Source organism: Kitasatospora sp. NPDC042419, assembly GCF_056437345.1.
The window spans coordinates 1-24,899 of the sequence record NZ_JBWKAW010000039.1; the positions used below are offsets into that span (position 1 = coordinate 1).

Here is a 24,899-nt window from a genome sequence, read left to right on the forward strand (position 1 = left end):
CCCGCGGAGCGGGATATGCCCCGGCAAGCCGGGGCATAGAGCGCCGAATTGCGCAAGCGCAATTCGAATTCCGGCGCAAGCGCCGGAATGGAATTCCGTAAACGGAATTCCGAACGGAATGCAATTCGCGCAAGCGCGAATTGGAGGCGACCGCGCAAGCGCGATCACCGGGGCTGGCTACGAGGGAGGTGCATCACGCGCGGGACTGTGTAGGGCTTGGGAATCCCAGCCACCACCCCCGCAACGGCCGTGACGGATCGTCGGGTCGCATGGGTGCCGGCCTCGCCGCAGTGACGGGTTCCGCTGCGCTCCACCCCGACCCCTCCCCCGCTCCTGAGTTTGCCCGCTCGCGTTCACCAATACCCCGCCAGCATACACGCCAACCGGCCATAGCGGGGCGGCATCTGAAGAGACGTCACCTGAGAGAGTGAACGCGCGGCGGGGGTGATGCATCAGACGCGTGCGCTGTGTAGCGTTTGGGTCCTGGCCGCGCCACCCCTGGCCCGGCCAATAAACTACCGGTTGAATTCAGAATTGCGCTGCCCGAAATAGCTCAGCCACGGAAAGGAAGCTCGGATATGGGTCCGGTTGAATTCGACGTGCGGAGGTACCGGAGCCGTCCGGCCCCCTAGGGCCGGTGGGCGGAACCGCCCACCGGCACCGGCCACGCTTCCTCGCTTTTGATCGTCACGGTCGGCACCACCCGAGACTCAGAGCCGCTGCTGCCGTCCACGACCCGCACCGGGGTACGGCGCCGCACGCGAAGCCTGCTCAGCCACGAGGGCCGGCCTCCTCGATCCGGTGGTTGGCAACGGCGACACGCCCGCCGTGACCAGCCGTTTGTGCCGTGCGCCGCACGGGGTGACGGGAGCGGCGCACGGGGTGGGTGACGTCTAAAGACACATAAGAGCGTTCCGCGCTCAAACCGGCTCTGACCTGCGGTGATGCGAAACCGTTTGTTCTAGATATCCAGAACACAGGCGTCCTGAGTGTTCTGGATATCTAGAACAAAGACCCTCGAAATCTGACGGGCCGTCAGGTGACTCTGAGGCACCGTTTGTTCTGCTCCTCCAGAACAAGCCGGTTTACCTAGTGCTACCGTGCCACTCGAAACGTTGATCATCCCTGGAGGACTGTGCTGATGGAACAGCTGCCGATCGTCCGCCCCGGCGAGCGCGTGGTTGCGCGGTCGGACGGCAAGGGCGGCTTGATCCTGGGCGTGGAGAAGATCCAGGGCCGCGAGTTCGCCGCGAGCGCGGGGTGCAGCGGCTACGTGCTGGACGCCCGGCTGCTGATGGACGTACTCGGCAGCCTCAAGATGCCCGGCTCCTGGTTCCAGGTCTGGTGCAAGCAGGTGGCGCTGCAGAACGCGAACCGTGCCGACGACCAGCTCCGGGAAGCCGCCCGCGGCTTCGTGAAGACCAACCAGCGCGATCTCCAGGCCCGGTGCAACCTGTCGGCGGCCTCCGTGAACGAGGCCAGCCAGTTCTTCACGCACATCGGCTGGCAGCGCACCGCCAAGCGCGGCATCCTCCAGCTGAACCCGTGGCTGACGGTGGCCGGCACCTCCGGCGAGCAGGAGAAGTGGCAGGCGCTCTGGAACAGCGCCAAGGGCCCGGCCTGCGTCATCCCGCACGCCGACTACCCCACCGAGTGGCGTCAGCTGCGGGAGGCGGAGAAGAAGGCCGCGGAGTCCGCCCGCCGCAAGGAGAAGGTCGTGACGCTGCGGCAGCGGCGGCCCGTACGCAAGGCGAGCGCATGACCTCGCCCGGCATATCCTCGTTACAGCGTCCCGACCTGATCGGAAGTGGTGAGGCTCCGTGAGCAGCTCTTACGTCCCTAGCCCTCCCACGGAGGCCCCCGTCACGATCCCTCGTGACGTCCTGCGCCTCCTGGCCCTGGTCGACGTCTCCACCGCCGGCCGCCGCGTCCTGGACCAGCTGCTGTACCTCAGCGACCCGGAGACCGGCACCGCTTCGATCAGCCAGAACGAGATGTGCGCCGAGCTAGGCGCGAGCAAGCCGACCGTGAACCGCGGCTTCAAGGAGCTCCGCGAGTGCGGACTCGCCTGGAGCCTCGAGGACGGCCTCTACCAGCTCCACCCGCTGCTGACCGGCGGCGCGGTCTCCTCCCCCGTGATGAAGGTCCCGGAGATCAAGGCCGCCGAACCCGGACGCTTCACTGAACAGCGACGGGCCCGGTTCGCCGCCCAGATGGCCAACCTCGCCCCCACCGGCTGAGCACCCCACCGCAGCCCTCGTAGGCTGCCCAGCGGGCTCCTGGCCCCGCGAAGACCCCAAGGCGCCGCACTCTCCGTGCGGCGCCTTCGTCGTGCGCGCCGCGATCAAGCCGGTAGCACCAGGTAAACCGGTTTGTTCTGGGAGAGCAGAACAAACGCGAGGCGCTCCACCACGCTGACCGACCATGGGCAGCGGGCAGGCGGTAGCACTAGGTGAACCGCTTTGTTCTGGAGGAGCAGAACAACCGGCGGCCTCTCGGACCGAGAGAGATCTATGCGTCAGCTGCGCATAGATCTCCTGCCTAACATCACAGCTGAGCTATGTTCCGCAGCCGCTGCGACGGGTCCGATGTCCTGGCCCCTGGCCCCGGAGCAGCAGGCCCCGGCCCGGAAGCAGCACGGCCCGAGCAGCGTGCAGCGGCTGGCCGTGCTGCACCGGCCGGGGCCGGCCTGCTACCCGTGCAGCACCTGTGTGCCGCCTGACCCAGGCAAATGCTGCGCTGCACCCGCGACACCACCGTGCTGCAACCCGACGACCACCACCAGGAGCACGAGCAGCACCCCGCCAACCGCGGCCACCACCCCCGCTGCCCATCGAGCAGCAGCCCGTTCCACACCACCGCGAGCAGCACGGTCAGGAGCAGCGGCATCCCGTCGGCGCAGGCCCTCGCCTCACAGCTCACACCCTCTCAGCGCACCTTGCCTACCTGGGGAAACGGCCTGTGTGCCACACAGGAGCGCCGGGGTGAGTGGCCTACAGGACGGTGCCGTACAGGGCGCGGCGGTCACCGGACATCGCGTAGCGGCGGGCGGCGAGGCCGTTGTCGAGGTCCTCGCCGATCTGCTCGCACAGCGGGGCCAGGACGTCGGCGGCCGCGGTGTCGGACAGGTACGCGGGGGCGACTTCGAGCATCAGCTCCCCGAGCTGGTGGGTGGTGGCGGCGAGGTCGTCGACGACGCGGCGCAGCTCGGTGAGCGCGGGATCCGCCGGCGGACCGACGGGCGGCGAGGGCGGCGCGGTGCGAACGTCGCGGACGGCCTGGCGGACCACGGCGCGCACGGTGGGCTCATCGAGCGTCTGGAGGCCGCTGTGGGCGAGCGTGGCGAGGCGGCGGATGATCAGCTCCGCGACGTCGCCGGTACGGCCGGAGACGGCGATCAGGGCGCGTTGGGACAGGCCGTAGTCGAGCGCGGCCGCGGCGCCAGGGTCGCCGTCTCGCGTGCGGGACATCCCGGGGCCGGCGGTGACGGCGTCGTGGATCGCGGCCAGGGCGCGGGCGACGTCGAGCAGCCGGTACGCCTGGGCGCGGCTGATGCCGAACTCCGCACCGCAGTACGACTCCCACGAGGTGAAGCCCAGGGGGAGCCAGACCTTGGCGGCGTGCGCGGCGCGGACCCGGGCGGCGAGCACCGCGACGGAGCGCCGGACGTCGTCCATCGCCTCGCGCAGCCCGGCCGTCATCTCCCGGGCGCGGGCCGCGCTGAGCGGCGGGCGCGCCGGTTCGCCGCCGTGCTCCTGGTCCTCGTTGTCCTCGCCCACGACTCCATCGTCCTGCGCGCCGGCGGACCGCACCAGGGCGTACGGAAGCACGGCCGCAAGCCCCCACCTCACAGGCTCACAGCCTCATAGGTAGCGCGCTCACCTGGGGAAACGCCCTGTGAGGCTCATAGACCTCACAGGGGGAGGGCGGAACGTGACACCTGCGGCGGGCGGCTCTGGCAGGCTGATCCGCGACGGCGGGCTGTCGCGTCTCGCCGCGGGAGCAGGGGGTCCGGGGTGGCGGGGATCGAGCGGGAGCCGGTGGAGGTGCGGATACCCAAGGCCGCCCTGGACGCCTTCGCCGCGGCGCTGAGCGTGCGTACGGCGGCGATCCGGACCTGGCCCGACGGCATCGGGTGGATGTACGCGCTGGGTACGTGGGACGAGCCGCACGTGGAAGTGGCGCTCATGCCCGGCGGCGATGAGGTGTGGCTGCGGATGTCCACCGACCGCTCCAAGCTCGTCGTGTGGACCATCCAGGAGTGGTGGGACTTCGCCGGCGAGCTGCCCGGCGCCGCGCCGCCGGAGGTCTGAGCGTCAGCCCTTGTCGATGATCCGGATGATGCCGTACGGGAGTTCCTCCGCCAGCCGGAACAGCGGGTCCAGGACGCCCTGGTACACCGGGTCGGTGTGGGGCGGGCAGTGCTCGGTCAGCAGGCAGCCGGCTGCTTCGTCCTTGGTCCGGGGGTGGGCCGCGTCCTCGTCGGCGGCGATCTCCATGACCATGTCCATCGCGCCGGCCACGCTGTCGCGCACCTTGGCCCACCGGCGCGCGGTGTCCTCGCGCTCGTTCGGGATGGCGCTGTGGTGTGGGCGTTCGGGCAGGAGGTCGGCCACCGGCACCGACAGCGCTGCGTGCAGGCGGCCCAGGGTCGGCTCCTGGCAGAGCTCCTCCACCAGCGCGGCCGTGAGGGGCGGCTTCGCCTCCGCGAGGCGCTGCACAACGGTGACGCCCAGGACGACCGCGGCGGCCGTGTACCGCCAGGCGGTCAGTGCCGTGTGCCGCTCGTACGCGGTCGCGCCCCTCGCGATCTCATGGAGTGCCTGCTCGTGGAACGGGAACGTCGTCTGCGTCTCGTGCAGTTCGGCGACGTCACCGGCGCTCGCGAGGCGGTCCCAGAGGGTGACCGCCGACTGCCACTCGTACCGCGCGGTCAGACACGCCGCGTTCAGCGACCGCAGCGCCTCGAGCTCGGTTGTCGTCAGCGTGCCGCGCTCTTCGAACCGTGGAAACCGCATCGCCACTCCCCCACCCCGGGTCCGGATCAGTGCCCGGAACGCTACCCGGCGCCGCGGCCGGTGGTGACGATCGCGGGCGGATACGCGTTGCCGCCCGGGTGGCAACTGGTGGATACGGCCTCTCGGGCAGCACGTTCGCGGCACACTCGGGCCACCAGCGTGCGTGGACAAGGAGCAGTGCGATGCCCGTGAAGATCACCCCCGACGACGCGTACGACGACGCGACCGACACCCTGCGGGTCGGGCGGCACGACCTGGAGCGGCTGCTGCTGGAGTTCCGTGAGCTGATGCGGAAGCAGGAGCCGGGCAGCTGGCGCCACATGGAGGACTACGACCTGTCCTTCGAGCGCCTGGCCGACGCCGTCGACGCCGCGACCGAGGCCCGGCGGGGTGCCCGCTGGGAGGGTCCTGACCTTCGGATGCGCTGCACGACCACCGAGGCCGTGTACGAGTGGCCGGAGGGTGCTCCCTACGAGGGCGGCACGACGGTCACGTGGAACGTGCCGGGCTACGGCTCGCACGCCACCGATCCCGAAGAGGACGCCGCCCTGTCGCTGTGCGGCTTCCGGTTCGCGGAGGGGGAGGGCCGGCGCGTGAGCGGCTTGCCGGACTGCCGTGAGTGCCGACGTGAGGTCCAGCTCGGTGCCGAACGCTCTCGCGGCCGCTGGTGACTACCCGGGCGGCTACGCGTTGCCGCCCGGGTGGATACGGCCGTGGCTACGATCGGAAACGCCCTGACCCCGGCAGTTGCGATGCCGGGGTCAGGGCGTTGTCACCAGGGATGGCTACCCGAGCCAGACGATGTTCAGGACCGTCAACCGGCGCAGCGGCCGGTTCACCCAGTAGGTGAGGGAGAGCTGGCCGACGGCCGCGTACCGCACGTCCTCGCCCTCGAGGTCGTCCACGTTCCACTGGCCGAAGCCCCACGGGTCGCCGGCGGCCGCGCCCAGGATGTCCCACACGGTGTCTTCGACGTGCTCGGGCAGGGCGTCGAGGACCTTGGCGGCCGGTGCGGAGAAGCGGACCGCGTACGGCTGTCCGCTCACCGGCGCCTTCGCCTTCCCCGCAGCTCCGCCATGTCGATGGTCCCGCTGTCGTCGTAGCCGGAGGCCACGAACGCGTCGACCGCCGGGGCGTGGGCGAGTCGGCCCTGCCAGTCCTGGACGACCTCGTACAGCCCGGCGAGGGAGAACGTCCGGCGGGACTCCTCCAGCGCCGCCGCCCACTGCTGCTCGAAGGCCGGCACCCAGGTGTCGGCGCGCCGGTCGGCGCGCAGCTGGGCGAGGAGTTCGGCCGGAGCTCCCGGTGCGGGGGCGTACGGCGTGACGGGGGCGTGGTCGGGCTGCGCGCTCATCTGGTCCTCCCGGCGGGTCGTCACCTCACGGTACGCGCGCCGGTGGGCCGTGGAAGCGGACATGGATGGATCCCCTTCTACCGGGTGCGCAGGGCGCGGGCGACGGCCTGGGCGTGCTGGCGCAGCGGCAGGTCCTGCTTCTCCCAGGTGGCCGCCACGTAGTTGAGGAGTTCGGCCGTGGCGCGCTCCGAGTCGCTCGGGTCGCTGGTGAGCAGCCGGTCGGCGGCGTACGAGAGGTCTTCGGCCGGGGCGGGATAGTCGTCGGCGTCGGCGTCCGGGGCGACGTCCAGGGCCAAGAGGTAGCGGACGCCGCCCCGGGTCTGGACGGTGATGGTGTCCTCGCGCGGGGAGTCCGGGGTGGCGACGTAGAAGTCGGGGTGGTTGAGGATCGCCGCGGCGAGGGCCTCGGTGAGCGCCGGCGCGGGCAGGATGTCGTCCGTGGTCGGTTCGGCGTCCTGCAAGGTGAGGTCGAAGCCGTTGCCCGCGAGCGTGGTGAAGGTGACGCGGTCCGAGCCGGGTTCGGCGTGGGCGCCCAGGATGTGCGGGCTGCCGCGCAGTGCGTCGGCGATGCGGGCCGGGTCGTGGTCGGCGTCGAGCAGCGGGCTCTTGTCGCGGTCGATGGCCGGGAATTCAGTGGTCATGCTTTCGCTCCTATTCAGTATTCCAGGTCGAGGTAATCAATGTCGTTGATTGCCACGTCCGACAGTCCCATAGCCCGGCCGCCGCCGTCCTGGAAATACACTTCCTTAAACCCTTCGGCGATGATCCCACGCATCTCCTGGTCGCTGGCTCCGGTGTCGCGGGCGTCGAACAGGCGCTGCGCGTACGCGGCGGGGAGCTTGACGGTGAGGCGGCGGAACCTTCCGTCGTCGGTCGATCCGGCGGACGACTCGTAGCCGAACCGGGCCCGGGTCTCCACCTTGATCCCGCCGGAGGCGGCGGCCTGCTTCTGCCGGCGCTTGCGGACCTGGGGCTGCCACCGCTGGCGTACGGCGTCGTCAATCTTGGACGCGACGTCGGCGCGGGCGTGCTTGCGGGCGCCGCGCCGGTAGCGGTTGACGGAGTCGGCGGTGACGCCGAGCTCCGCCGCCACGGCCTTCGCGCTGCCCAGCTGCTTGAGCAGATAGCCGATCTGGCCCTTGAGGGTCTTGGGCGGCTCCCGGGTGAACCCCTCCCGGTCGGCCCGCTCGATGGCGTCCTCGATCTCTCCCACGGCCTACTCCCCTTCGTCCAGGACGGCGTCGTGGCCGTCGCCCTTGATGTGGCGGGCCGGGTTGAGGCCCTTCTCCATGAGGTCGACCGCCCACGCCATGTCCTGGACGCCTTCGAGCTTCGCCAGGCCCGGGGTGGGCCCGAGGCGGAACGCGCCGGGCTGCGGCTTGCCGGACGCCGCGTAGGGGAGGAAGTCGAGCGGGGAGGCGCTGGGGGCCGGGTAGACGACGCAGTCGGACAGCACGGCCAGCGGATACATCCCGGTCATCTTCGCCATGTTCGCCAGCTTGCGGTGCATGTTGACCCGGGCCTTGCTGATGACGGCAGCACGGATGTCGGGGCGCCAGGTGGGGCGCATCATGGCCGGCCACGGCTCGCCGTCCTTGTGGCCCTTGCCCTGCGGGTTCTCGAACAGCTTCCCGATGCCGCCCTTGATGGTGCCCTTGATCGCGGCGAGCACGGCGGTGAGCACCGGGTCGACCTGCTTGTGCTGTTCCATCGCCGCCAGGAACTGGGCGTCGGTGAGGTCCTTGGTGACACCCATGTCGGCGAGGGTGTCGACGTAGGCGGCCTTGAGGCGGTCGTGCCACGGGTCGAGGTACGCGCCGGTCTCGCGGCGCAGGTACGCCTCCAGCGGTTCGACGTTGTAGCCGAGCTCCTGGGCGTAGGCGACGGTGTGCGTCTGGTACCAGGCCGGGCCCGTCGGGTGGGTGCCGTCCGGTGTGAACGGTGAGGGCAGGCGCGGGTCGATGACCACGTGGGAGAGGTCGACCAGCCAGGACCCGGGAATCTTGGGGTTGAACTTCGGGGCGACGAAGTGGTCCGGGGCCGACAGGCCGACCGTGAGCCGGGCCGCGGCCGCGAGGAAGGCGGTGTTGAGGTCCAGGCCCACCGCGTAGGGGAGCATGCACTCCTCGTCGGTGAGCGTGTCGACCGACCGCACCCACTGGAACGCCTCTTCGCGGAGGAAGCCGCCCTTCCAGTCGATGCTGTGGACAGCGGGGTGCTCGATCTGGCCCTCCGGCGGGGCCGGGTCCATCGGCTGCGTGCCGAGGCTGCCGGGGTTGTGGCCGGATACCCAGTTGCCGGTCTCCTCGTCGCGCACCGGGCGGGTCGGCGGGCGCAGCGCGGTCATCAGCTCCAGGCCGGACACGGCGGTGCTGCCGCGCGGGGTGCTGACGCGCTGGGCGTAGATGCCGAGGACCTGGGCGATGTCGGCCGGGTCCATGTCCGCGACGCCGGGCCAGGAGCGGGTGTCGAGCGCGTCCCAGGGCAGGATCGCGAGCTGCACGCACTGGCGCTGGGCGCCGGTCGCCGCGCGGTAGATGCGGGCCCACGGCCCGAATCCCCTCTTCGTGAGCTGCCACTTCGCCTTGAGGACCTGCTTGACGACCGGGTGGTCCTCCTCCAGGCGCAGCCCTCGGCGGTCCTCCAGGCGCTCGGGCAGCCCGAGCTTCGCGGCGGCCGACGCGGTCAGCACGATCAGCGGGTCGGAGTCCTTGCCGTTGCGGTGCAGCTTCGGCGCACCGAGGCCGGCCTCGCGCAGCGTCCACTCCACCAGCTCCACGACCGTGGTCGCCGGGCAGTCCAGCACGATGCCGTCGACGCCGTACGCGGAGCCGTCGCCATCGAGGACGGCGAGCGGGCCGTTCGGGAAGCGCGGGTCCAGCGCGGCCTTCGCGGTCTTCTTCGCGGCCGGGCGACGCGACGTCGCCGGGCGGGCGGCGGGACGCTCCGGTGCGACCGGGGCGACGGGCGCCTGGACCGGCGCGGCGGTCTCCGCCTCGGGCACCTCGGGCGCGGCCGGTCCGGTGAACGTCTCCGGCACCGGCTGAGGCTGCGGCGCGACGACCGGAGCGGGGACGGCGTGCGCGGGGTACTTCGCCGCCCAGCCGTTCAGCAGCCGCTGGTACGCCTCCAGGCGCGGCGGCTTCGGCTCGGAGCGCCCGTTCTCGTAGTTCTTGACCGACTGCACCGTGGACTTCAGCGCCTGCGCGAGGCGGGCCTGGGTGATGCCGGCGGCTTCCCGCAGCCGGGCGCGCTCCGCCGGGGGCGGGAGCTGCGGCTCCTCCTCCAGCAGGGCGTCGATGTTCGCGAACAGCTCTTCTTCGGATGCCATGTGGATCTCCTTTCGTGCCCTCACCCTAGCACTGTTTACCCTAGTCTTTAACCCATTTTTTTAACCCGTTCGGATTGGGTTTCCGGAGGGGTGTGGACCGGTTTTTCGCGGCTTTCGCGGGCCCTGGCTCACACCTGGCAGGCGGAGCGTGCGGCCTTCTCACCTGCGGAAACGGCGTGTGAGGCTCATAGGTGGCGGCCCGAGTTGCCGAGAGACGGCCACCTCCGGCGGGCGCGCTCGCTACGGTGGCGACCATGGCGGACCAGAGCGAGGCACAGACGTGGTCGACACGGGCACGGCCGGGCGCTGTCGAGCTCCCGCCGGGCGCACCGGCCGGGACCGTGCGGATGGTCACCGGCACCCGGGCCCGGAAGGTGAACGACCAGGAGGCGGAGGACTTCGGGATCTCCACCGACCGGTCCTGCCTGGAGATCGAGCAGATCTTCTACGACGCCGACGACGACGTCCTGCGGCACACGATCACCGTCGACTACAGCGGCCAGCCGCACGTCACCCGGCACGTGCCCACCCCCGAGGAGCTCGCCCGCCGCGAGTAGCCGGCCCCGCCCTCCTGGCCCTTCCCGGCGATCGGCGGATCCGGCCGGGCGCGGCCGGTACGGTGCCGGGTGGGACGTCGACAGCAGGGGGAGAGCGTGGCGAAGATCAGCCGTGGCGACGTGTTGGGCTTCGGAGTGCCGACCGCGCTCTTCCTGCCCGGAGTCGCCTACCTCGGGATCACCAACGGCCACCAGTTCATCGCCAACGACTTCTTCGCCCTCATGTACTGCCTGGCCAGCGTCGGCTTCGCAGCGGTCCCACTGCTGTCGTGGCGCCGGGGCGGCGGCCGGTACGCCGACCCGGGCTTCGTACGCTCCGCGTGGTTCCCGTGGCTGTTCACGACCGCGCAGGGCGTCGCATACAGCTCCCCGCGCAGCGACGCGAACGTCTTCATGCTGATCTTCGGATGGGGGATGTTCATCTACGCCGGGATGGTCGCCCTGTACTTCCTCGCCCGCGCGCTCTGGGGCGAGGACGACGACCAGGCCGTGCCCGAGGTCGACGGCGACACCGTGCGGCCCGAGACCAGCGCCTGACCCGACGCCCCTCACGCCGTCTGCTCCAGACGCCGCGGCACAGCCACTTCACGGCCGGCCTTCTCATCACGGGCCCGGCGCAGCGCGGCGGCCTCGGTCACCGCGGCCTGGCGGCGGCGCTGGATGCGGGCCTGGTCGATCGGGGCCGGCGCATCGTCCGGGACGGAGGGCGGCTCGGGGAAGGCCCGGCGGGACAGCTCCCGCATCGCGGCGGTCTGCCGCTCCACCGCGTCCGCGATGCCGGGGTCGGCCCGGGACGGCACCACGGCCTGGCGGTGCGCCTCGATCGCGCGACGGTAGCCGTCCGGCGGGGTCCGGCGCTGCACCGGTGCCGTAGGTGCGCTCGGCTGCGGGGCCGGGTCGGCGGCGACCGTGGCGGGGCCGGCCTTCACGGGTGCGGGCGCCAGGACGTGCAGGGCGCGGACGTTCGCGCCTCGCACCCGCTCGTTGGCGGCCGCGATCAGCTTCGGGGCGCTCCAGCGCAGCTTCGTGCCGACGGCCGGGGCGTCGGGGATGACGTCCAGGCGGCCGGTGTCCGCGTCGAACCCTGCGGCCTCCACCCGCCCGGCGAGCTCGGGCACGGCCGCGGCGAGGATGCCGTCGAACTGGGCGAGGACGCTTCCGCCGGCGGCCGGGGCGACCAAGCCGCGCTCGGTCAGCATGCGGCTGATCGCGCTGCCCAGTCCCAGCGGCTCACGCCCGTCCCGTGACACGACGGTGGTGGTGCGCCGCTTCGGCTTCCTGGTGGCGGAGCCGTTCTTCTTCGCCGCCTCCCGGGCCGCGACCAGGGCCTGGCGGGCGAGGTCGACGCCGGACAGCTCGCCGGTCATGCGACCACCGCCCCGGCGTCGCCATCGAGGGCGCGGGCAGCGAGCTGGGGCAGCCGGTCCGTCCACGGGGCGGCCGCGGCCTGCTCGGTGCGCGCCGCCCGCTGCTCGCGCAGCTGCTCCAGCCGTGCCGCGAACAGGCACTCGGCCACACGCTCCCGGGCGGTGTCGGCGGCCTTCGTCGCCGCCGCGACGGCGTCCGCGCCGGTCGGGTTGTGCTTGAACCAGTGGCGGCCCTGCTCGGTCTTGTACGCCCGCCGGGCCTCCGCTTCCGCCTCCTGGGTCCGGCCCAGCATCGCCAGCGCGTTGTCGTGGAACTCGCCGACGGCCTGCTGCGCGCTCTGGAACGCGGTGTACGCGTACGCGTCCGCAGCCGCCTGCGGATCGGCCTCCAGGGCGGCTGCGTCGGTGATCTCCAGGAACTCCTGCCACGCGGCGGCGATGCTGTCACCGATGGCCGTACGGGCCCCGGCGACGGCGGCCGCGATGCTGCCCGCCTCGCTCAGGTCGGCGGACCCGGCCGCCACGAAGAGGCCGGCCTCACCGATCAGGGCCTCGGTCTGACGGCGGTGGTCGCACGCCTCGCACAGCCCGGCCGCCTGGCCGCGCCCGCAGTCCTCGCACGCCTGCGCCTGGCGGACCGCGTCGGCGGCGGCCGCCACCTGGCGCTCGTGTTCCGCCTGCTCAGCGGCTGCCGCGCGGGCCGCATCGCGCCGGGCCCGCTCCGTACGGGCCTGCTCCTGGCGCCAGGCGAGGTCCTCCGCCTCAATGGCGGCCCGCTCGCGCAGCCGCTCCTCGAGGACGCGCCGACGCTCGTCGTCGGCCAGGCCGGGGAGCTCCCGGTCGATGTCCGCGCCGATCCGGGCACGCCAGGCCCGGCGCAGGTGGATGACGTTGCCGCAGTTCTCGCAGTCCTCACCCGTGTCGAGCCGGACCCCGTCGTCGCACTTGCGGTGCGAGCAGGCCGACCGCTGGGGCAGACCCCGGCGGATCAGCCACCCGTACGGGCCGGTGACCATCGCCTCGCCGCCGGTCTCCGCCAGCCGGTCGGTGAGCCGGTCGGCCAGCAGCCGCGGCGCACCCTCCGCCGCCACGCCCAGGCCCACCAGCTGCGCCAGCTCGGTCTTCGCAGCGGCCTCCACCTGGTCCTGCTGCCACCCCGACAGCCGCTCCCACAGCCAGGAGACCGGCCCCAGGGCTACCCGCAGACGAAGATCAGCCGGGAGGGCCACCCGCCTCTGCTGCTGCGCCTTTTCCCACCCTCCGGCCTTCGGCCGGCCACCGGCGCCAGCCCCGGCAGCGCGCTGCCCCACCCGCTCATCGACCGGGGACTCCTTCGGCTTTTCCCCGCGCAGCGGGCCGACCCCGGCCACCGGCGAGCTGCTCCCAGCAACGCCAGCGGTGTCGGCGACGGCCTGGTCCTCGCCCGCGCACACGCGCTCCGGCCGACGGCCTTCACCCCCACGGCCTTCGCCGGAAAAACCACAATCAAGCTGCGGAAGAACGACGGGAGTAACCAGGTGAGCGTGGTCTGCGTGGAGCTCTGCACCATCGGGACGCTCCTGATCCACCGCATCCCCGGGGCTCTCAGCGCCGCCGATCCCAGACGTACCAAGGGCACCAGCAGCACCGGCCGGAGCATGATCTCCGACTGCACCAACGGGACGCGCCGAAAACACCGACCCGGCCCCCGAAACAGCCTCCACAGAGGCCAGGCGGCGGCCGTACGCGCGGGCGACCGGCAGCAGCATGACGCGGCCCCGGCCACGCATCCGCGTCGACGTCTCCCGGTGCTGCCGCGCCACGACACCGGCCTCCGTCAGCCGCGTCAGAACCTTCCGGGCGCCCGAGGGGGAGCAGCCCAGCAGCCGGGCCAGCGTCGCCGCCCCGCGCCCCTCACGCTTCTTCACCGAGCCGCCGCACAACTGCAGCCAGCCCGAGGCCGGGGTGTTCAGCACCATCAGCAGCAGCCCGAGCCGATCGGTCGCCGCGCCCTTACCCGTACGGCCGGCCAGCAGCCCCGGCGGCGTCGGCTCCTTGTCCTCCGGCGTCCAACCGTGCCCGAACAGCGCCTCACACAGGTGCAGCAGCGTCGCGAGCTCCGCCTTCGTCAGCGCCAGCGGGTGCCCCGCTCCCCCGCTCTTACGGGCGTTCCACAGCGGCATGACCAGGCACTCCAGCCCGGTCGGATGCCCCTTCGCGTTCGTCTTCACCTGGGTGTGCACGCCGTCCGACCGCCGCAGCGGCACCAGCACCCGGCGGTTGACCGTGGACTCGCCCACGCCCATCCACCGGCCCAGCTCCGCAACCCAGATCGACGTCTGGTTGTCGTTCTTCGCACCCTTCGGCGCCCGCGACTTCGCGTACAGCACGACCGCCGCGAGCCTCGCCACGTCCGACTGCCCGGCGATCGACGGGTCCGCCAGCAGCGCCTGGACCGCGGCGAGCAGCCGCAGCCGCATCCTCCGACCGAGGCGCAGCGGGTCATCCAGGCCGCCGTCGCCCGGCTTGCCGGAAGCCGGCACCGACCGCAGCCGGTTCCGCTGCCCGGGAAGCACGGAGTCGTCGACGTCGTCCCACAGCGGGTGGTCCAGCACGGCGGCCGCCGTGCCCGCGCTCATCGGCCCACCGGCCCGGCAGAAGCGGCGGACACCGCGAGGACCGAGGTCGGCTGTGTCGTCATCGGGCCGGTGTACACGCCAAAGCGGACACCCCCGTCCAGGGCGGTCAAGACCCTCGTCTCGTCATCCACCCGCCGACCCTGCACCGGTCCACCTGTGGACAGAGGCCGGGAAGCCCCGGCACCCCCCGGCGCTCCCGCACCGTGAGAAACGATCTTGAATGCCGTCCCGCCGCACGGGACGACGTCATGCCGCGACGCCTGGTCGACGGAGTTGGTGACGAACTCCGAGCGAGGGTGCGCGAGCGAGGCAGCCGACGCCGAACCCGCCCCCACGGACACCCCCCAGGTCAAGCGGCTTACCGGCGCACCGGCACCTTCGTGACCCTTTCGGGATGTGATGTATGTCACGTTCAGGATGGAGGGGACACCACAACCTGCGGCAATGAGGACACAGGGGGGTTCCCCCAGGTCGTGGTCAACAAGACAAGACGCGCTGAGCTCGTGCACTATGGCGAGACCAACCTTCATATGGATCAACACAGACCGGCCCCCTCGCGGGGACCGACCTCGTTGGTGCGTGTGGATGGCCCCCTCTGTGAGGAGAGGGCTTGGTGCGAAGGCCCAGCAGCGAGTTCCTTTCGTTTGCGGTGGTTTTCGAACTGGTGTTTCGAAGCCCCTGGCAGGGCCTCGGAACGGGTTGTGCTCAGCACCGAGGTGCTGGGTGGGACTGGCCGCGAAGCCCCCTGGCAGGGGCCCGCGGGTTGTGCAGTTGTGCAGTGTTGAAATGAGCGGCTGATGAGCCGCGGCTCAGAGTCGGGTGCGAACCGATATCTGAGCGGACCGCTCTGGTTGCGAATTGCCAGGCGGTAGACGGGCCGCGCGAGGCCGAAGGGGATGGCGAGTCCACCTCTGTTGGCGCGCGCGGCTGATGGCCCGCTAGGTCATCCCAACCCCCTTGATGCGGCGGCTGGCGTCAGCTTGCCCAAGGGCGCACCCGATGGCGTGATCGCGATGGTGGAACGGCGTAGCTGCGCGTGTAGTTCCGCAGACGCGGGTAACCTTCATTCCGCGATCACCTCCTTTCCAGGTGTCGCCCAACGAGGCGTTGCCCCGTTCGAGGCCCCGCGGACCATGCCCGGTCCCGGGGTTCTCGTCGTTATGGATCACATCTGCGATCACCCTAACCCCCTGTGACGACACATTGCGGGGCCGAAAACGCAGCGTGCCCGAGAAGTCGCGAATGCCGGGAAACCCGTCATAGAGGTGGGTCGCCCAGTGGGTAAGTCGCTGAGGCTCCATCAGGCCAGGCCGCCCAGGTGCGCGTTGACGTCCTTCGCGGCCGTCGCCAGTTCGTGCAGTTCCACGACCGCGACCCCGGCCTCCACCAGCTGCTCGTAGCCGACGCAGTCGTCGACGAACAACGACGGCTCCCGCCACGCGATGACCGCCCGAGGAATCCCAGCGGCGAGAATCCGCTGCGCACACGGGGTACGCGGCGAGTGCCGCTGGGAGCAGGGCTCCAGCGTGCTGTAGATCGTCGCCCCGGCAAGGCGCGGGTCACCCGCAGGCAGCTTCGCGAGGGCGGCCTCTTCCGCGTGCCCGTGCGGGTCGGCCTCCCGGGAGTAGCCGGACGCGAGTTCGCTGCCGTCCTCGCCGACGATGACCGCGCCGACCGAGTAGGCCCCTGCGGCCGGCGGGCACAGCGCGGCAAGGCTGATCGCGCGGTTCATCCAGCGCAGGTCCTGGTCTCGGTCGGGCGCGTACATCAGGCGCGTCCCTTCGGGGCGTAGCGCACGAGGACGACGTCGTCGATCGCGCGGACCTCGAGGACCTGCATCCGCGCGGTCGACCCGCCCGGGTAGTCGGCGGCCCCGAGGAACCGGGCGGCCTCCGGCTGACCGACCAGCAGCGGCGCGATGGCGAGGTGCACTTCGTCGGCGAGGTCTTGCGCCATGAGCTGGGTGTGGATCGTGCCGCCGCCCTCCACCATCAGCTGCTTGACGCCGCGGCGCCCGAGCTCATCGAGGACCAGGCCCCAGTCGAGGTCCGGCCCGACGCTGACGATGTCGGCGAGGTCCCCGAGCGTCGCGCGGACCTTCTCCACCGCACTGTCGACGGTGACGACCAGCTTGTCGCCGCCGTGGTGCCAGAACTTCAGGTCGGCGGCGAGGTCGCCGGTGCGGGTGACCGTGACCTTGAGCGGGAATTCCGGCTTGCCGTCGGCGACGCGCTGAGCACGGCGTTCGGCGCTGTTGACCAGCAGGCGCGGGTTGTCCCGGCGCATGGTGTTCGCGCCGATCAGGATCGCGTCGGACTCCGCGCGGACCTGGTCGACGCGGTCGAAGTCCGGGGCGTTGGACAGGCGCAGCCGCTCGGGGCTGGTGTCGTCCAGGTAGCCGTCGACCGACATGGCGGCCGACAGCACGACGTACGGGCGGGCAGTCATCTGCTCAGGCATCCGTTTCTGTCTCGTGGGCGAGGGTGGAGTCGAAGGCGGCGCGGAACTCGGAGACCGGGGCCTCGCGCTGCCAGGGGATCAGGGCCGTGTCGAGCCGAGCGAGCTCGTTGGTGATGCGGCCGGAGCCGGTGTCGGCGGCGACGGTCAGCGCGTGCATGCCGACCGTCGCGGCCCGCTCGGGATCGCGGGCGCCGGCCAGGGCCACGGCCTGCCGCGCCATGTAGACGCCGCGGTCGCGGTGGTAGTCGCCGGGCATCAACTGGATGGCGTGGGCGAAGGCGTCCGCGGCCTGGTCGTGCTTGCCGAGGGCCTCCAGGCCCTGCGCGCGGTGGACCTCCACATACGAGGCGTTCAGCCACACGCCCCACGGGGTGGGATCGGCGGAGGCGCCATCGAGGGCGTTGCGGACATCGTCGATGGCCCGCTCGCTCTCGTCGGCGTCACCGCGCAGCGCGTGTCCGTACGCCTCGTAGGTGCGGGCCACAGCGGCGAGCCGGCTGCGGGGCCGGGCCATGCGCTGGGCGGCTTCGGCGAGGTCGACCACGTCGACCAAGTCCGCCGTGTCACCGGCCAGTTGGGCCTTGCGGGCCATGACATAGGTGGTCAGGTCCGTGTCGCCGACCGTGTACGACCACTGCATCGCCCGGTCGAGCCAGTACGACGCGGCGTCCGGGTTGCCCAGGTCCTGGTGGAGCCAGGACAGGAATTCCCCGTACTGCGTCTGGAGCTCCATCAGGTCGTGCCGGTCGGTGCCCTTCGCCTCCCGCCGCAGCTGCTGGATGACGTCGATGTAGTCGCGCGTGGTCTTGAGAGCGTGGCGCGGCCCGAGCAGGTTGTCGCCGTCGATCAGATGGCGACGGGCGCGGCGCAGATGCTCAACCGGCGTCGAGCCGTACGCCGATGCAGCCCGCGCCTTGCGAACCAGGCCCGGCACGGCATCCGAGTCCGCGGCCGCAGGCGAACCCATGCCCACCGCCGCAGCGGCTCCCAACCCCACCCCCGCGCGCAGCAGTGCGCGCCGTTCCAGAGCCACCCAAACCACCGACCCATCGCGTAGACGACACGGGACCGAGATCCCTTCACCGTCCGACGCTGCCTGGTCCGCTGTGGCCAAGGCCAGATCTACCGCCGACTTGGCCACATGAACGGGCGGATTGGCCACATGGCCACGCTCGTCACCGATCTGCTCCCAGAGGCGGAGCAGCATCCCGCTGGCGCCCAGGGCATCGTCCAGGAGCGCCGCCTGGGTGCGGTCGGCCATGCGTTCCGCGCGCTCGAATCGCCCCAGGTGGGCGTGGTCGATGCGGGTCGACTTCGAGAGGTCGCGGAGGCTGAGGCCCCGCGAATTCCGCAGCTCTCGCAGCTGGTAGCCCCAGTTATGCAGGGGGGACACCCAGGGCGTCAGCTCCCTCGGTTTCTGTGCCATCCCGCCCCAATCCTGTGGCTGATGTGGCCAGTTCACCCGGCCACATGTCAGATCTGGAACTCGCGACCCCCCAGCACTAGAACCGAAGAAGTGAGCCGTCGGTCCAGTCGTGGGAGGTGAGGGTCAGTGGTTCTCGTTGGGACGTTCGAGCGTGTTGGCGGTCAGATCTGTGGTCCAGCGGAGGATGGTTGCTCCGCCGGTGACCTTGACTGCGACTTCCACGACACGCTCATCTGCCAGGGTCACTGTGCGCACGACCTGGCTCACCGCCACCTCGCCGGCGGTCAGACCGAGGTGTTCCTTCTCGGAGCTGCTGGCGAAGCGGGATGTCACCTCTTCCAGGACGCGAGCCTGCGCGACCCCCAGCCGTTCGGCCGCCAGCTCGCGCGACGCGCCGGTGGAAATGGGTTGGGTCAGTTCCGGCGTCACGGCGATCACGTGGCTCGGGTAGTACGAGCTGCTGAGGTGTACCGGCACTCCGTTGCGGCTGACCAGGCGACGTCGCATGTGTACAGGTGTACCTGGTGCTACATCGAGGCGCGGGGCTACCAGTTCGTCCGCACCGACGGTGCCGACCTCCAGGATGCGGGAGCTTTCTCCGCCGCCCAGGGCCTTCCCCGTCTCCTCGTACAGCCGGACTCGGGTGCCGATGTTGTTGCTGATCGGCCCCACCACCACCGTGCCCACGCCAGGCTTCGCGATGGTCAGCCCTTCCATCTTCAGGACTCGGTACGCCCTGTTCGCGGTGGTCTGCGCCACGTTGTAGCGCTCGCATACCTGCCGCAGCGACGGCATGGTGTCGCCTGGCTTCAGCACCCCGTCCTGGATCTGCTTGCGATAGTTCGCGGCAATCTCTGCATATCCGACTGTGTTGGGCATACCGGTCTCCTCTCTCGAGCTCGCGCGCTACACCACGTCCAGTGCAGCTCTACACGTAGAAGACTACGCCACGCGAACTTCCAGCGCTACCACTAGCGCAAGATGCCGCTAGTGGTCTACATTGATGCCAGGCGCCGCAAGGACGCCGGAGGGCATCGCCCTTCGTTTGCCCTGCTCAGCGCCACCCGCACTACCGCAGCAGATCGCCACTTCGGTGGCCGGAGTCCAAAGCCCTAGCCACCTCGGTGGCCAGAGCCCGAGGCACCTCTAACTCCTCCGCCCATGATCTGCGGCGAGTTCCACCCGCAGCGCTGATGCGTTGTCCGTCCTCCAGGACGCCGGTTCACCGTGCGACCTGGAGAGGCGGAGAGAGCACCTGCGACGCACCCCTGACCCTCCGTACGAAGGAGCGCTCATGTCTACGTCCACGCGAACCCGCGACCTCACCGCCCAGAAGCGGCCGCGCCGGGCCCGGTCCCGCACCATCAGCACCCTCCCGCCGCTGGTCGTCTCCACCCTCAAGCCGCACGAGGTCGACCTCACGGTCTCCGCACTGGTCTGCCCTACCTGCCGCACCTGGGTACCGATCAACGAGCCGCACAGCTCGCGGCCCAAGCTGGTCCCCCACCACACTGAGAAGGCCGGCACCGAAGACCCGATCCGCTGCCCCGGCAGCCACCGCCTGGTCACCGTCAACCTCACCGCCGACCAGTGGTTCCAGCGGCTGGAAGAGGGCCTGACCCAGACCAACGGGCGCCGCTCCACCCGCGTGATCCGCAAGCCGAAGGCCGGTTCGACCCCCGCCGTCATGCAGATCGTCGGCGGCACCGTCGACGACAAGACGGCCCGCAAGCTGGACGAATCCCATGTCCGCGGCTGCTCCGCCTGCTCCATCAAGGACGACAAGGGCAACCTCCTGCGCGCCGCCGACCTCACCGCCCGGTGCACCGACGGCCGCCGTCTCGCCCAGCTCGCCGCGCACACCAAGCGCCTCGCCCCCGCCCGCCGCGCGGCGCAGCTGGACCGTGAGGACTGGAACGACCGCCGCGCGTGGGGCCTGCGTCTGCTGCGCGAGCAGCAGTGGCAGACCGTCTCCGAGCCGGTGGCCGACGCCGACCTCCGGCGCGTCCGCGACACCCTGGCCGCGCTGATCCAGACGCTCAACCCGCGCAAGGCTGACGCCCCGCAGCTCACCGACTGGGAGCGCGCCGACCTGATGAGCGCGATCACGCTCCTGGCGACGCAGGAAGAGCAGCTCACCCGGTAGGACACCGCGACGAACGCCCACGGCCCCGGCCATCCCGCCCAGCGCGGGAAGGCCGGGGCCGTGGCTGCTCGTACGAACAGCCTGAAAAACGCGACAGCCCCGGCGACTTGGAACCCTCCGGGGCTGTCCAGGACCTACGTGGAGGACCTGATGCAGCCCAGCATCGCACGGAACGACGGCGACTCCGACCCGATCATGGACGAGGCCCTGCGCCGCGCCCGCGGCGGGAAGTGATCGGCATGGACTGGCGACACAACGCGGTCTGCCGCGAAGAGGACCCCGAGCTGTTCTTCCCCATCGGCAACACCGGCCCGGCGCTCCTGCAGATCGAGGAGGCCAAGGCTGTCTGCCGTCGCTGCCCGGTCATGGAGCACTGCCTCCAGTGGGCGCTGGAGTCCGGGCAGGACGAGGGCGTCTGGGGCGGTCTGTCCGAGGACGAGCGGCGGGCGATGAAGCGCCGTGCCGCCCGCAACCGAGCGCGGCAGGTGTCGGCATGACGGACGCCGACCAGAAGCGCCTGGAGGATGAGCTCCGCCGGACCAACCAGGACCACGACTTCGGCCGCCGCGCTCACGGCTGAGCGGCCCGCACGGCAGGACGGAATCTCAACTCCTTTCCCGCACCGCGATGTTCCACCAGGTCGGTCGCCCGCACCACGGGCGGCCGGCCTTTCGCACGCCTCCAGCCCGGGAGAGTCTCGGGCCCGCACCCCCGCAGGAGAGCCCATGCGTAGCAGCACCCCGCTCGACACCACGACGATCGCCACCGGCACCACCCGGTTGCCGGACTCGCTGTGCACGCACACCCCGAAGTGCCCGACCGCCGACAGCCCGGACCGGGAGGCCGCGCACACCATCGCGTCCCACCCGGAGCAGGGCTGGTGTGTTAACTGCACCTTCTTGAGGTCGTTGGGCACTGCGATGTCCGACTGCCCAAGGAGTTCTGTGTGACGTCGCACCTGCGCAACCAGCTGATCGAGGGGCGAGCGGTCCTGCCCCGCGTCGGCTCGGTCGTTCAGCTGGAGACCCAGCACCCGGCGTACGCCGTACTCGACCCCGATGGAAGCCCGGTCGAGTCGGTGACGCCCTACCTGCGGGACCTTGCTCTGAACGACAACAGCCGGGCAACCAGCCGCAGTTACGCCAATGACCTGCTGCGGTGGTTCCGGTTCCTGTGGCTTTTGAACGTGACCTGGGACAAGGCGACGGAAGGGGAGGTGACAGTGATAGTGGGATGGCTTCGTACGGCACCGAATCCGCAGCGCCGCCGCACCCGGCCCGAGGCGCCGCAGCCCGGCTCGGTCAACCCGCGCACCGGCAAGCGGTACCTCAAGGCCGGCTACGCCCCGGCGACGATCAACCACGCACTGACCGTGGTCGCCAGCTTCTACGACTTCCACCGCGACCTGGGCAAGGGCCCGTTGATGAATCCGGTGCCGGTCTCCGAGGCACGGCGCCGGGCTCTGGCTCACCGCAACCCGGCGGAGGCTATGCCGGCTTTCCGCCGCTCCCGCCTCCGTCAGCGCGTCCCGGCCACCGAGCCCCGGGCCATCCCGGACGCGATGTGGGACGAGTTCTTCGCCGCCATGAACCACGACCGGGACCGCGCCGCGGTACTGCTCTACGTCTCCAGCGGCGCCCGCGCCTCCGAGCTGCTCGGCGTCACCCCGGCCGACGTCGACTGGCCGGCCCAGATCGTCTACGTCGTCTCCAAGGGCACGAAGCTGCGCGAGCCGATCCCGGCGAGCCCGCAGGCCCTGGTGGTGCTGGCCGCCTACCTCGACGCGATGGGCATGCCCGCTCCGCACGAGCCGGTCTTCCGCACCCGCCGCGGCCCGAACAAGCCGCTCACCTACTGGGCGATGCGGCGCGTCATCCAGCGGGCCAACGACCGGCTGGGCACAAACTGGAGCCTTCACGACCTGCGGCACACGGCGGCCGAGAGGATGGCCAACGACCCCAACCTGACCCTGGTCGAGGTCCGCGCCATCCTGCGGCATGCGGACCTGGCCACCACCGGCCGCTACCTGCACGCCCGCGTCGAGGACCTCTTCGACGCCCTCCAGGCCCACTACCAGCGCCCCCGCCTCCAGCCCGCCATCGCGCCGGGCTACGACCCGGACGACTTCAAGGCGGTGTTCGGTGGCTGACCTCCAGACCTTCACCGCCCGCAACCGCCGCGTCGACTACAGCGGCGACGAGCCGTTCGTCCCCGCTCCCGTCACGCGGTTCGCCGGCGCGGAGCTGAAGGCGGCACCGGCGCCGCTGCCCAGCACACCGCCGGGGCCCTACGGGGACCTCTCCCGGGCCACGGCCTCCGAGATCCTGCGCATCGTCGAGCGGGTCACCAAGGGCCAGCCGAACCCGGGGCGCCGGCGGATCGCCGTCCGGCGGGTCTTCTCCGTCCTGGAGGAGATGCCGGGCGACACCTGGCAGGAAAGGTGGCAGGCCAGCGGCTTCGACGACGAAGGCGCAGAGTCGGTACGAGTCCTGGCGCGCGAGGGCGACCGCGTTGACAGTGCGGATCTGATCGCCGGGATCAAGCTGGCGTTCTGCCTGCGGGTCGTCCGGCCGTCGATCTCCGGCTTCCGCGCGAACAGGTTCCGGGACTACCCGCAGCGATTCCGCGAACTCCAGCCCGATCCGCTGCTGGAGAAGTTCTTCGCCGCGGCCGACGCCTTCGACGTCCACCGCATGCACCGTGACCGGGCGAAGTTCGACCTGACCGCTGCCCTGACCACGGGTGGCATCGCGCTGGAGGATCTGACGCCGTCTGCGCTGCTGCACTTCGGTATGGAGTGCAAGCGGCTCGGGGTGACCCACGGCAGCAAGGCGGGGGCGACCCGTTTCGCGGGCCTGGGCACCTGGCAGGTGCTGCACCAGATGGGCCACTTCCCGCCCGGCACTCCGCCGACCCTGCGGGCCTACGTCTATCGCGGCCAGCTCACCGTCACCCAGCTCGTCGACCGCTACCCCATCCAGCACCAGGGCGTCCGCCAGCTGCTGATCGACTACCTGACCCGGCGCCGGGCCGGAACCGACTACACCACCATCACGGCCTTGGCCCGTCAGCTCGCGAACACGTTCTGGGCCAAGATCGAGAAGATCAACCCGGGGCAGCAGGACCTGGCGCTGAGCCCCAAGGTCTATGACCAGTGGCGCGAGGCCATCAAGCGGTGGGACCGCGACGAGCGCCGCACCCGTGCGGACGACTCCGGCATCCTCCTGGCCGTCCGCGCCCTCTATCTCGACCTGCACAGCTGGGCCATCGACGAGCCCGAGCAGTGGGCTCAGTGGGTGGTGCCCTGCCCGATCCGGCCGAAGGAGCTCAAGGGGTTCGCCAAGCGCAAGCGGGAGATCCACCAGCGGATGTCCGACCGCATCCGGGTCCGCCAGCCGCTGCTGCCCACCCTGGTCGCGCACGTCGAAGGCCGCTACGAGCACTTAACGGGCCTGCTCAAAAAAGCCCGCGCGGTCGAGCTCGGAGAGACCTTCGAGCACGACGGACACCCCTACCGGCGCACGGACAGCGACCGCGATCGAACCTGGGCCAAGAGCCAGGACGAACCACCCGTCCGCGTCACCGACGAGGCCGGACAGGTCCTCAACGTCACGCTCACCGAGGACACCGCGTTCTGGGAGTGGGCCGGGCTGGAGATCCTGCGACACAGCGGCATCCGCGTCGAGGAGCTCTGCGAGCTCACCCACCTGAGCATCCGCCAGTATCGGCGCCCGAATAACGAGGTCATCGCCCTGCTCGTCATCGCCCCGTCCAAGAGCGAGCGCGAGCGCGTCATCCCGATGTCCGCGGACCTGTTCCACGCCGTCGCCCAGATCATCCGCCGCCTCGCCCCCGACGGCCGGCCGGTCCGCCTGCTCAACCGCTACGACCCGCACGAGAAGACCTGGTCAGAGCCCATGCCGTTTCTCATGCAAAGGCAGAACGGCACGCAGCGATCAGTGATCTCCCCGACCACGTTCATCCATATGTTCGCCCGCAGCTGCGAGGAACTCTCCGAGACCCACCGGGCCTTCGCCGACATGACCTTCACGCCGCACGACTTCCGACGGCTCTTCGCCACCGAGATCGTCAACGGCGGCCTGCCTATCCACATCGGCGCCGCCCTGCTCGGCCACCTGAACCTCCAGACCCTCCAGGGCTACGTCGCGGTCTTCGCCGAGGACATCGTCGCCAACTACCAGCGGTTCCTGAACCACCGCCGCTCGCTCCGACCGGAGATCGAATACCCCGAGGTCACGCCCGAGGAGTGGGCCGACTTCGAGGAGCACTTCGACAGGCGCAAGGTCGAACTCGGCAACTGCGCCCGCCCCTACGGCACCCCCTGCAACCACGAACACGCCTGCATCCGCTGCCCGATGCTCCAGGTCAACCCCAAGTTGCTGCCCCGCCTCGCGGAGATCGAGAGGGACCTCCTCCTGCGCCGCAAGCGGGCCCAGGAGGAGCACTGGCTCGGCGAGGTCGAAGGCATCGACTCGACGCTGACCTTCCTCCGCGCCAAGCAAGCCGAGGCCGCCCGACTCGTCAAGAGACCCGTCGCCGACCTCGGCATCCCACGCCCACGCCCCGATTCACCAGGGACTTGACCTCGGGCTTTCCCGAGG

General features: G+C 70.9%; 23 protein-coding genes and 1 pseudogene. 11 read left to right on the forward strand and 13 right to left on the reverse strand.

All coding sequences use genetic code 11. From position 1 onward, the window contains the following. Positions 1 to 1,141 precede the first annotated feature (1,141 nt). Entirely contained in the window at positions 1,142 to 1,762 is a 621-nt protein-coding gene (locus AC067J_RS39475; protein ID WP_478307629.1) for a hypothetical protein, read from the forward strand. Between the two features lie 58 nt (positions 1,763 to 1,820). After that, positions 1,821 to 2,240 (forward strand): helix-turn-helix domain-containing protein, encoded by a 420-nt coding sequence (locus AC067J_RS39480; RefSeq protein ID WP_073739656.1) that lies wholly within the window; start codon positions 1,821 to 1,823, stop codon positions 2,238 to 2,240. Between the two features lie 753 nt (positions 2,241 to 2,993). Here AC067J_RS39480 and AC067J_RS39485 read toward each other — a convergent pair. Then, positions 2,994 to 3,779, reverse strand: a complete 786-nt coding sequence (locus AC067J_RS39485; protein ID WP_478307630.1) for a hypothetical protein — start codon at positions 3,777 to 3,779, stop codon at positions 2,994 to 2,996. Positions 3,780 to 4,016: 237 nt separating this feature from the next. Here AC067J_RS39485 and AC067J_RS39490 point away from each other — a divergent pair, with 237 nt between their 5' ends. Further along, complete coding sequence (locus AC067J_RS39490; protein WP_478307631.1) at positions 4,017 to 4,313, forward strand: hypothetical protein; 297 nt, start codon at positions 4,017 to 4,019, stop codon at positions 4,311 to 4,313. Positions 4,314 to 4,316: 3 nt separating this feature from the next. Here AC067J_RS39490 and AC067J_RS39495 read toward each other — a convergent pair whose 3' ends face one another. Further along, the gene (locus tag AC067J_RS39495) at positions 4,317 to 5,018 is read right to left on the reverse strand and encodes a hypothetical protein (RefSeq protein ID WP_478307632.1); all 702 of its coding nucleotides are present in this window, start codon (positions 5,016 to 5,018) and stop codon (positions 4,317 to 4,319) included. A 182-nt stretch (positions 5,019 to 5,200) separates the two neighbouring features. Here AC067J_RS39495 and AC067J_RS39500 point away from each other — a divergent pair, with 182 nt between their 5' ends. Then, positions 5,201 to 5,689, forward strand: coding sequence for a hypothetical protein (locus tag AC067J_RS39500; RefSeq protein ID WP_478307633.1), 489 nt, complete (start codon positions 5,201 to 5,203; stop codon positions 5,687 to 5,689). A 114-nt stretch (positions 5,690 to 5,803) separates the two neighbouring features. Here AC067J_RS39500 and AC067J_RS39505 read toward each other — a convergent pair whose 3' ends face one another. From AC067J_RS39505 to tap, 5 genes are all read right to left on the reverse strand, one after another. Continuing rightward, positions 5,804 to 6,064, reverse strand: a complete 261-nt coding sequence (locus tag AC067J_RS39505; RefSeq protein WP_478307634.1) for a hypothetical protein — start codon at positions 6,062 to 6,064, stop codon at positions 5,804 to 5,806. Next, positions 6,061 to 6,372, reverse strand: coding sequence for a DUF6247 family protein (locus AC067J_RS39510; protein ID WP_478307687.1), 312 nt, complete (start codon positions 6,370 to 6,372; stop codon positions 6,061 to 6,063). Before AC067J_RS39510 ends, AC067J_RS39505 begins: the two co-directional genes overlap by 4 nt. Before the next feature lie 77 nt (positions 6,373 to 6,449). Beyond that, positions 6,450 to 7,013, reverse strand: a complete 564-nt coding sequence (locus AC067J_RS39515; protein ID WP_478307635.1) for a hypothetical protein — start codon at positions 7,011 to 7,013, stop codon at positions 6,450 to 6,452. A gap of 14 nt (positions 7,014 to 7,027) precedes the next feature. Next, on the reverse strand, positions 7,028 to 7,585 hold the full coding sequence (tpg, locus tag AC067J_RS39520) for a telomere-protecting terminal protein Tpg (protein ID WP_478307636.1): 558 nt from the start codon (positions 7,583 to 7,585) through the stop codon (positions 7,028 to 7,030). A 3-nt stretch (positions 7,586 to 7,588) separates the two neighbouring features. After that, positions 7,589 to 9,703: a telomere-associated protein Tap gene (tap, locus tag AC067J_RS39525; RefSeq protein WP_478307637.1), complete on the reverse strand. Its 2,115-nt coding sequence runs from the start codon at positions 9,701 to 9,703 to the stop codon at positions 7,589 to 7,591. 254 nt (positions 9,704 to 9,957) lie between these two features. Here tap and AC067J_RS39530 point away from each other — a divergent pair, with 254 nt between their 5' ends. Then, the gene (locus AC067J_RS39530; protein ID WP_478307638.1) at positions 9,958 to 10,260 is read left to right on the forward strand and encodes a hypothetical protein; all 303 of its coding nucleotides are present in this window, start codon (positions 9,958 to 9,960) and stop codon (positions 10,258 to 10,260) included. Positions 10,261 to 10,356: 96 nt separating this feature from the next. After that, on the forward strand, positions 10,357 to 10,797 hold the full coding sequence (locus AC067J_RS39535; RefSeq protein WP_478307639.1) for a hypothetical protein: 441 nt from the start codon (positions 10,357 to 10,359) through the stop codon (positions 10,795 to 10,797). A gap of 11 nt (positions 10,798 to 10,808) precedes the next feature. Here the strand turns inward: AC067J_RS39535 and AC067J_RS39540 are convergent, their stop codons facing one another. The 6 genes from AC067J_RS39540 to AC067J_RS39565 form a co-directional block, all read right to left on the reverse strand. Then, positions 10,809 to 11,627: a DciA family protein gene (locus AC067J_RS39540; RefSeq protein WP_478307640.1), complete on the reverse strand. Its 819-nt coding sequence runs from the start codon at positions 11,625 to 11,627 to the stop codon at positions 10,809 to 10,811. Further along, the gene (locus tag AC067J_RS39545; RefSeq protein ID WP_478307641.1) at positions 11,624 to 14,245 is read right to left on the reverse strand and encodes a hypothetical protein; all 2,622 of its coding nucleotides are present in this window, start codon (positions 14,243 to 14,245) and stop codon (positions 11,624 to 11,626) included. Before AC067J_RS39545 ends, AC067J_RS39540 begins: the two co-directional genes overlap by 4 nt. A 1,300-nt stretch (positions 14,246 to 15,545) precedes the next feature. Next, positions 15,546 to 16,013: a cytidine/deoxycytidylate deaminase family protein gene (locus AC067J_RS39550; protein WP_478307642.1), complete on the reverse strand. Its 468-nt coding sequence runs from the start codon at positions 16,011 to 16,013 to the stop codon at positions 15,546 to 15,548. Then, positions 16,013 to 16,705 (reverse strand): RibD family protein, encoded by a 693-nt coding sequence (locus tag AC067J_RS39555; protein ID WP_478307643.1) that lies wholly within the window; start codon positions 16,703 to 16,705, stop codon positions 16,013 to 16,015. The genes AC067J_RS39550 and AC067J_RS39555 overlap by 1 nt, the downstream gene beginning before the upstream one ends. Further along, on the reverse strand, positions 16,698 to 18,131 hold the full coding sequence (locus AC067J_RS39560; RefSeq protein WP_478307644.1) for a helix-turn-helix domain-containing protein: 1,434 nt from the start codon (positions 18,129 to 18,131) through the stop codon (positions 16,698 to 16,700). Before AC067J_RS39560 ends, AC067J_RS39555 begins: the two co-directional genes overlap by 8 nt. Positions 18,132 to 18,254: 123 nt before the next feature. After that, complete coding sequence (locus AC067J_RS39565; RefSeq protein WP_478307645.1) at positions 18,255 to 19,010, reverse strand: GntR family transcriptional regulator; 756 nt, start codon at positions 19,008 to 19,010, stop codon at positions 18,255 to 18,257. Between the two features lie 415 nt (positions 19,011 to 19,425). Here AC067J_RS39565 and AC067J_RS39570 point away from each other — a divergent pair, with 415 nt between their 5' ends. From AC067J_RS39570 to AC067J_RS39590, 5 genes and pseudogenes are all read left to right on the forward strand, one after another. Further along, positions 19,426 to 20,277: a hypothetical protein gene (locus tag AC067J_RS39570; protein ID WP_478307646.1), complete on the forward strand. Its 852-nt coding sequence runs from the start codon at positions 19,426 to 19,428 to the stop codon at positions 20,275 to 20,277. 239 nt (positions 20,278 to 20,516) lie between these two features. Beyond that, complete coding sequence (locus tag AC067J_RS39575; RefSeq protein ID WP_478307647.1) at positions 20,517 to 20,774, forward strand: WhiB family transcriptional regulator; 258 nt, start codon at positions 20,517 to 20,519, stop codon at positions 20,772 to 20,774. Positions 20,775 to 21,002: 228 nt separating this feature from the next. Beyond that, positions 21,003 to 21,170, forward strand: a pseudogene (locus AC067J_RS39580) (DUF5999 family protein); the annotation flags it as partial. A gap of 53 nt (positions 21,171 to 21,223) precedes the next feature. Beyond that, positions 21,224 to 22,426 carry a tyrosine-type recombinase/integrase gene (locus tag AC067J_RS39585; protein WP_478307648.1) on the forward strand — a complete coding sequence of 401 codons (1,203 nt, stop codon included), beginning with the start codon at positions 21,224 to 21,226 and terminating at the stop codon, positions 22,424 to 22,426. After that, positions 22,419 to 24,881 carry a tyrosine-type recombinase/integrase gene (locus AC067J_RS39590; RefSeq protein ID WP_478307649.1) on the forward strand — a complete coding sequence of 821 codons (2,463 nt, stop codon included), beginning with the start codon at positions 22,419 to 22,421 and terminating at the stop codon, positions 24,879 to 24,881. The genes AC067J_RS39585 and AC067J_RS39590 overlap by 8 nt, the downstream gene beginning before the upstream one ends. The last annotated feature ends 18 nt before the right edge of the window (positions 24,882 to 24,899 follow it).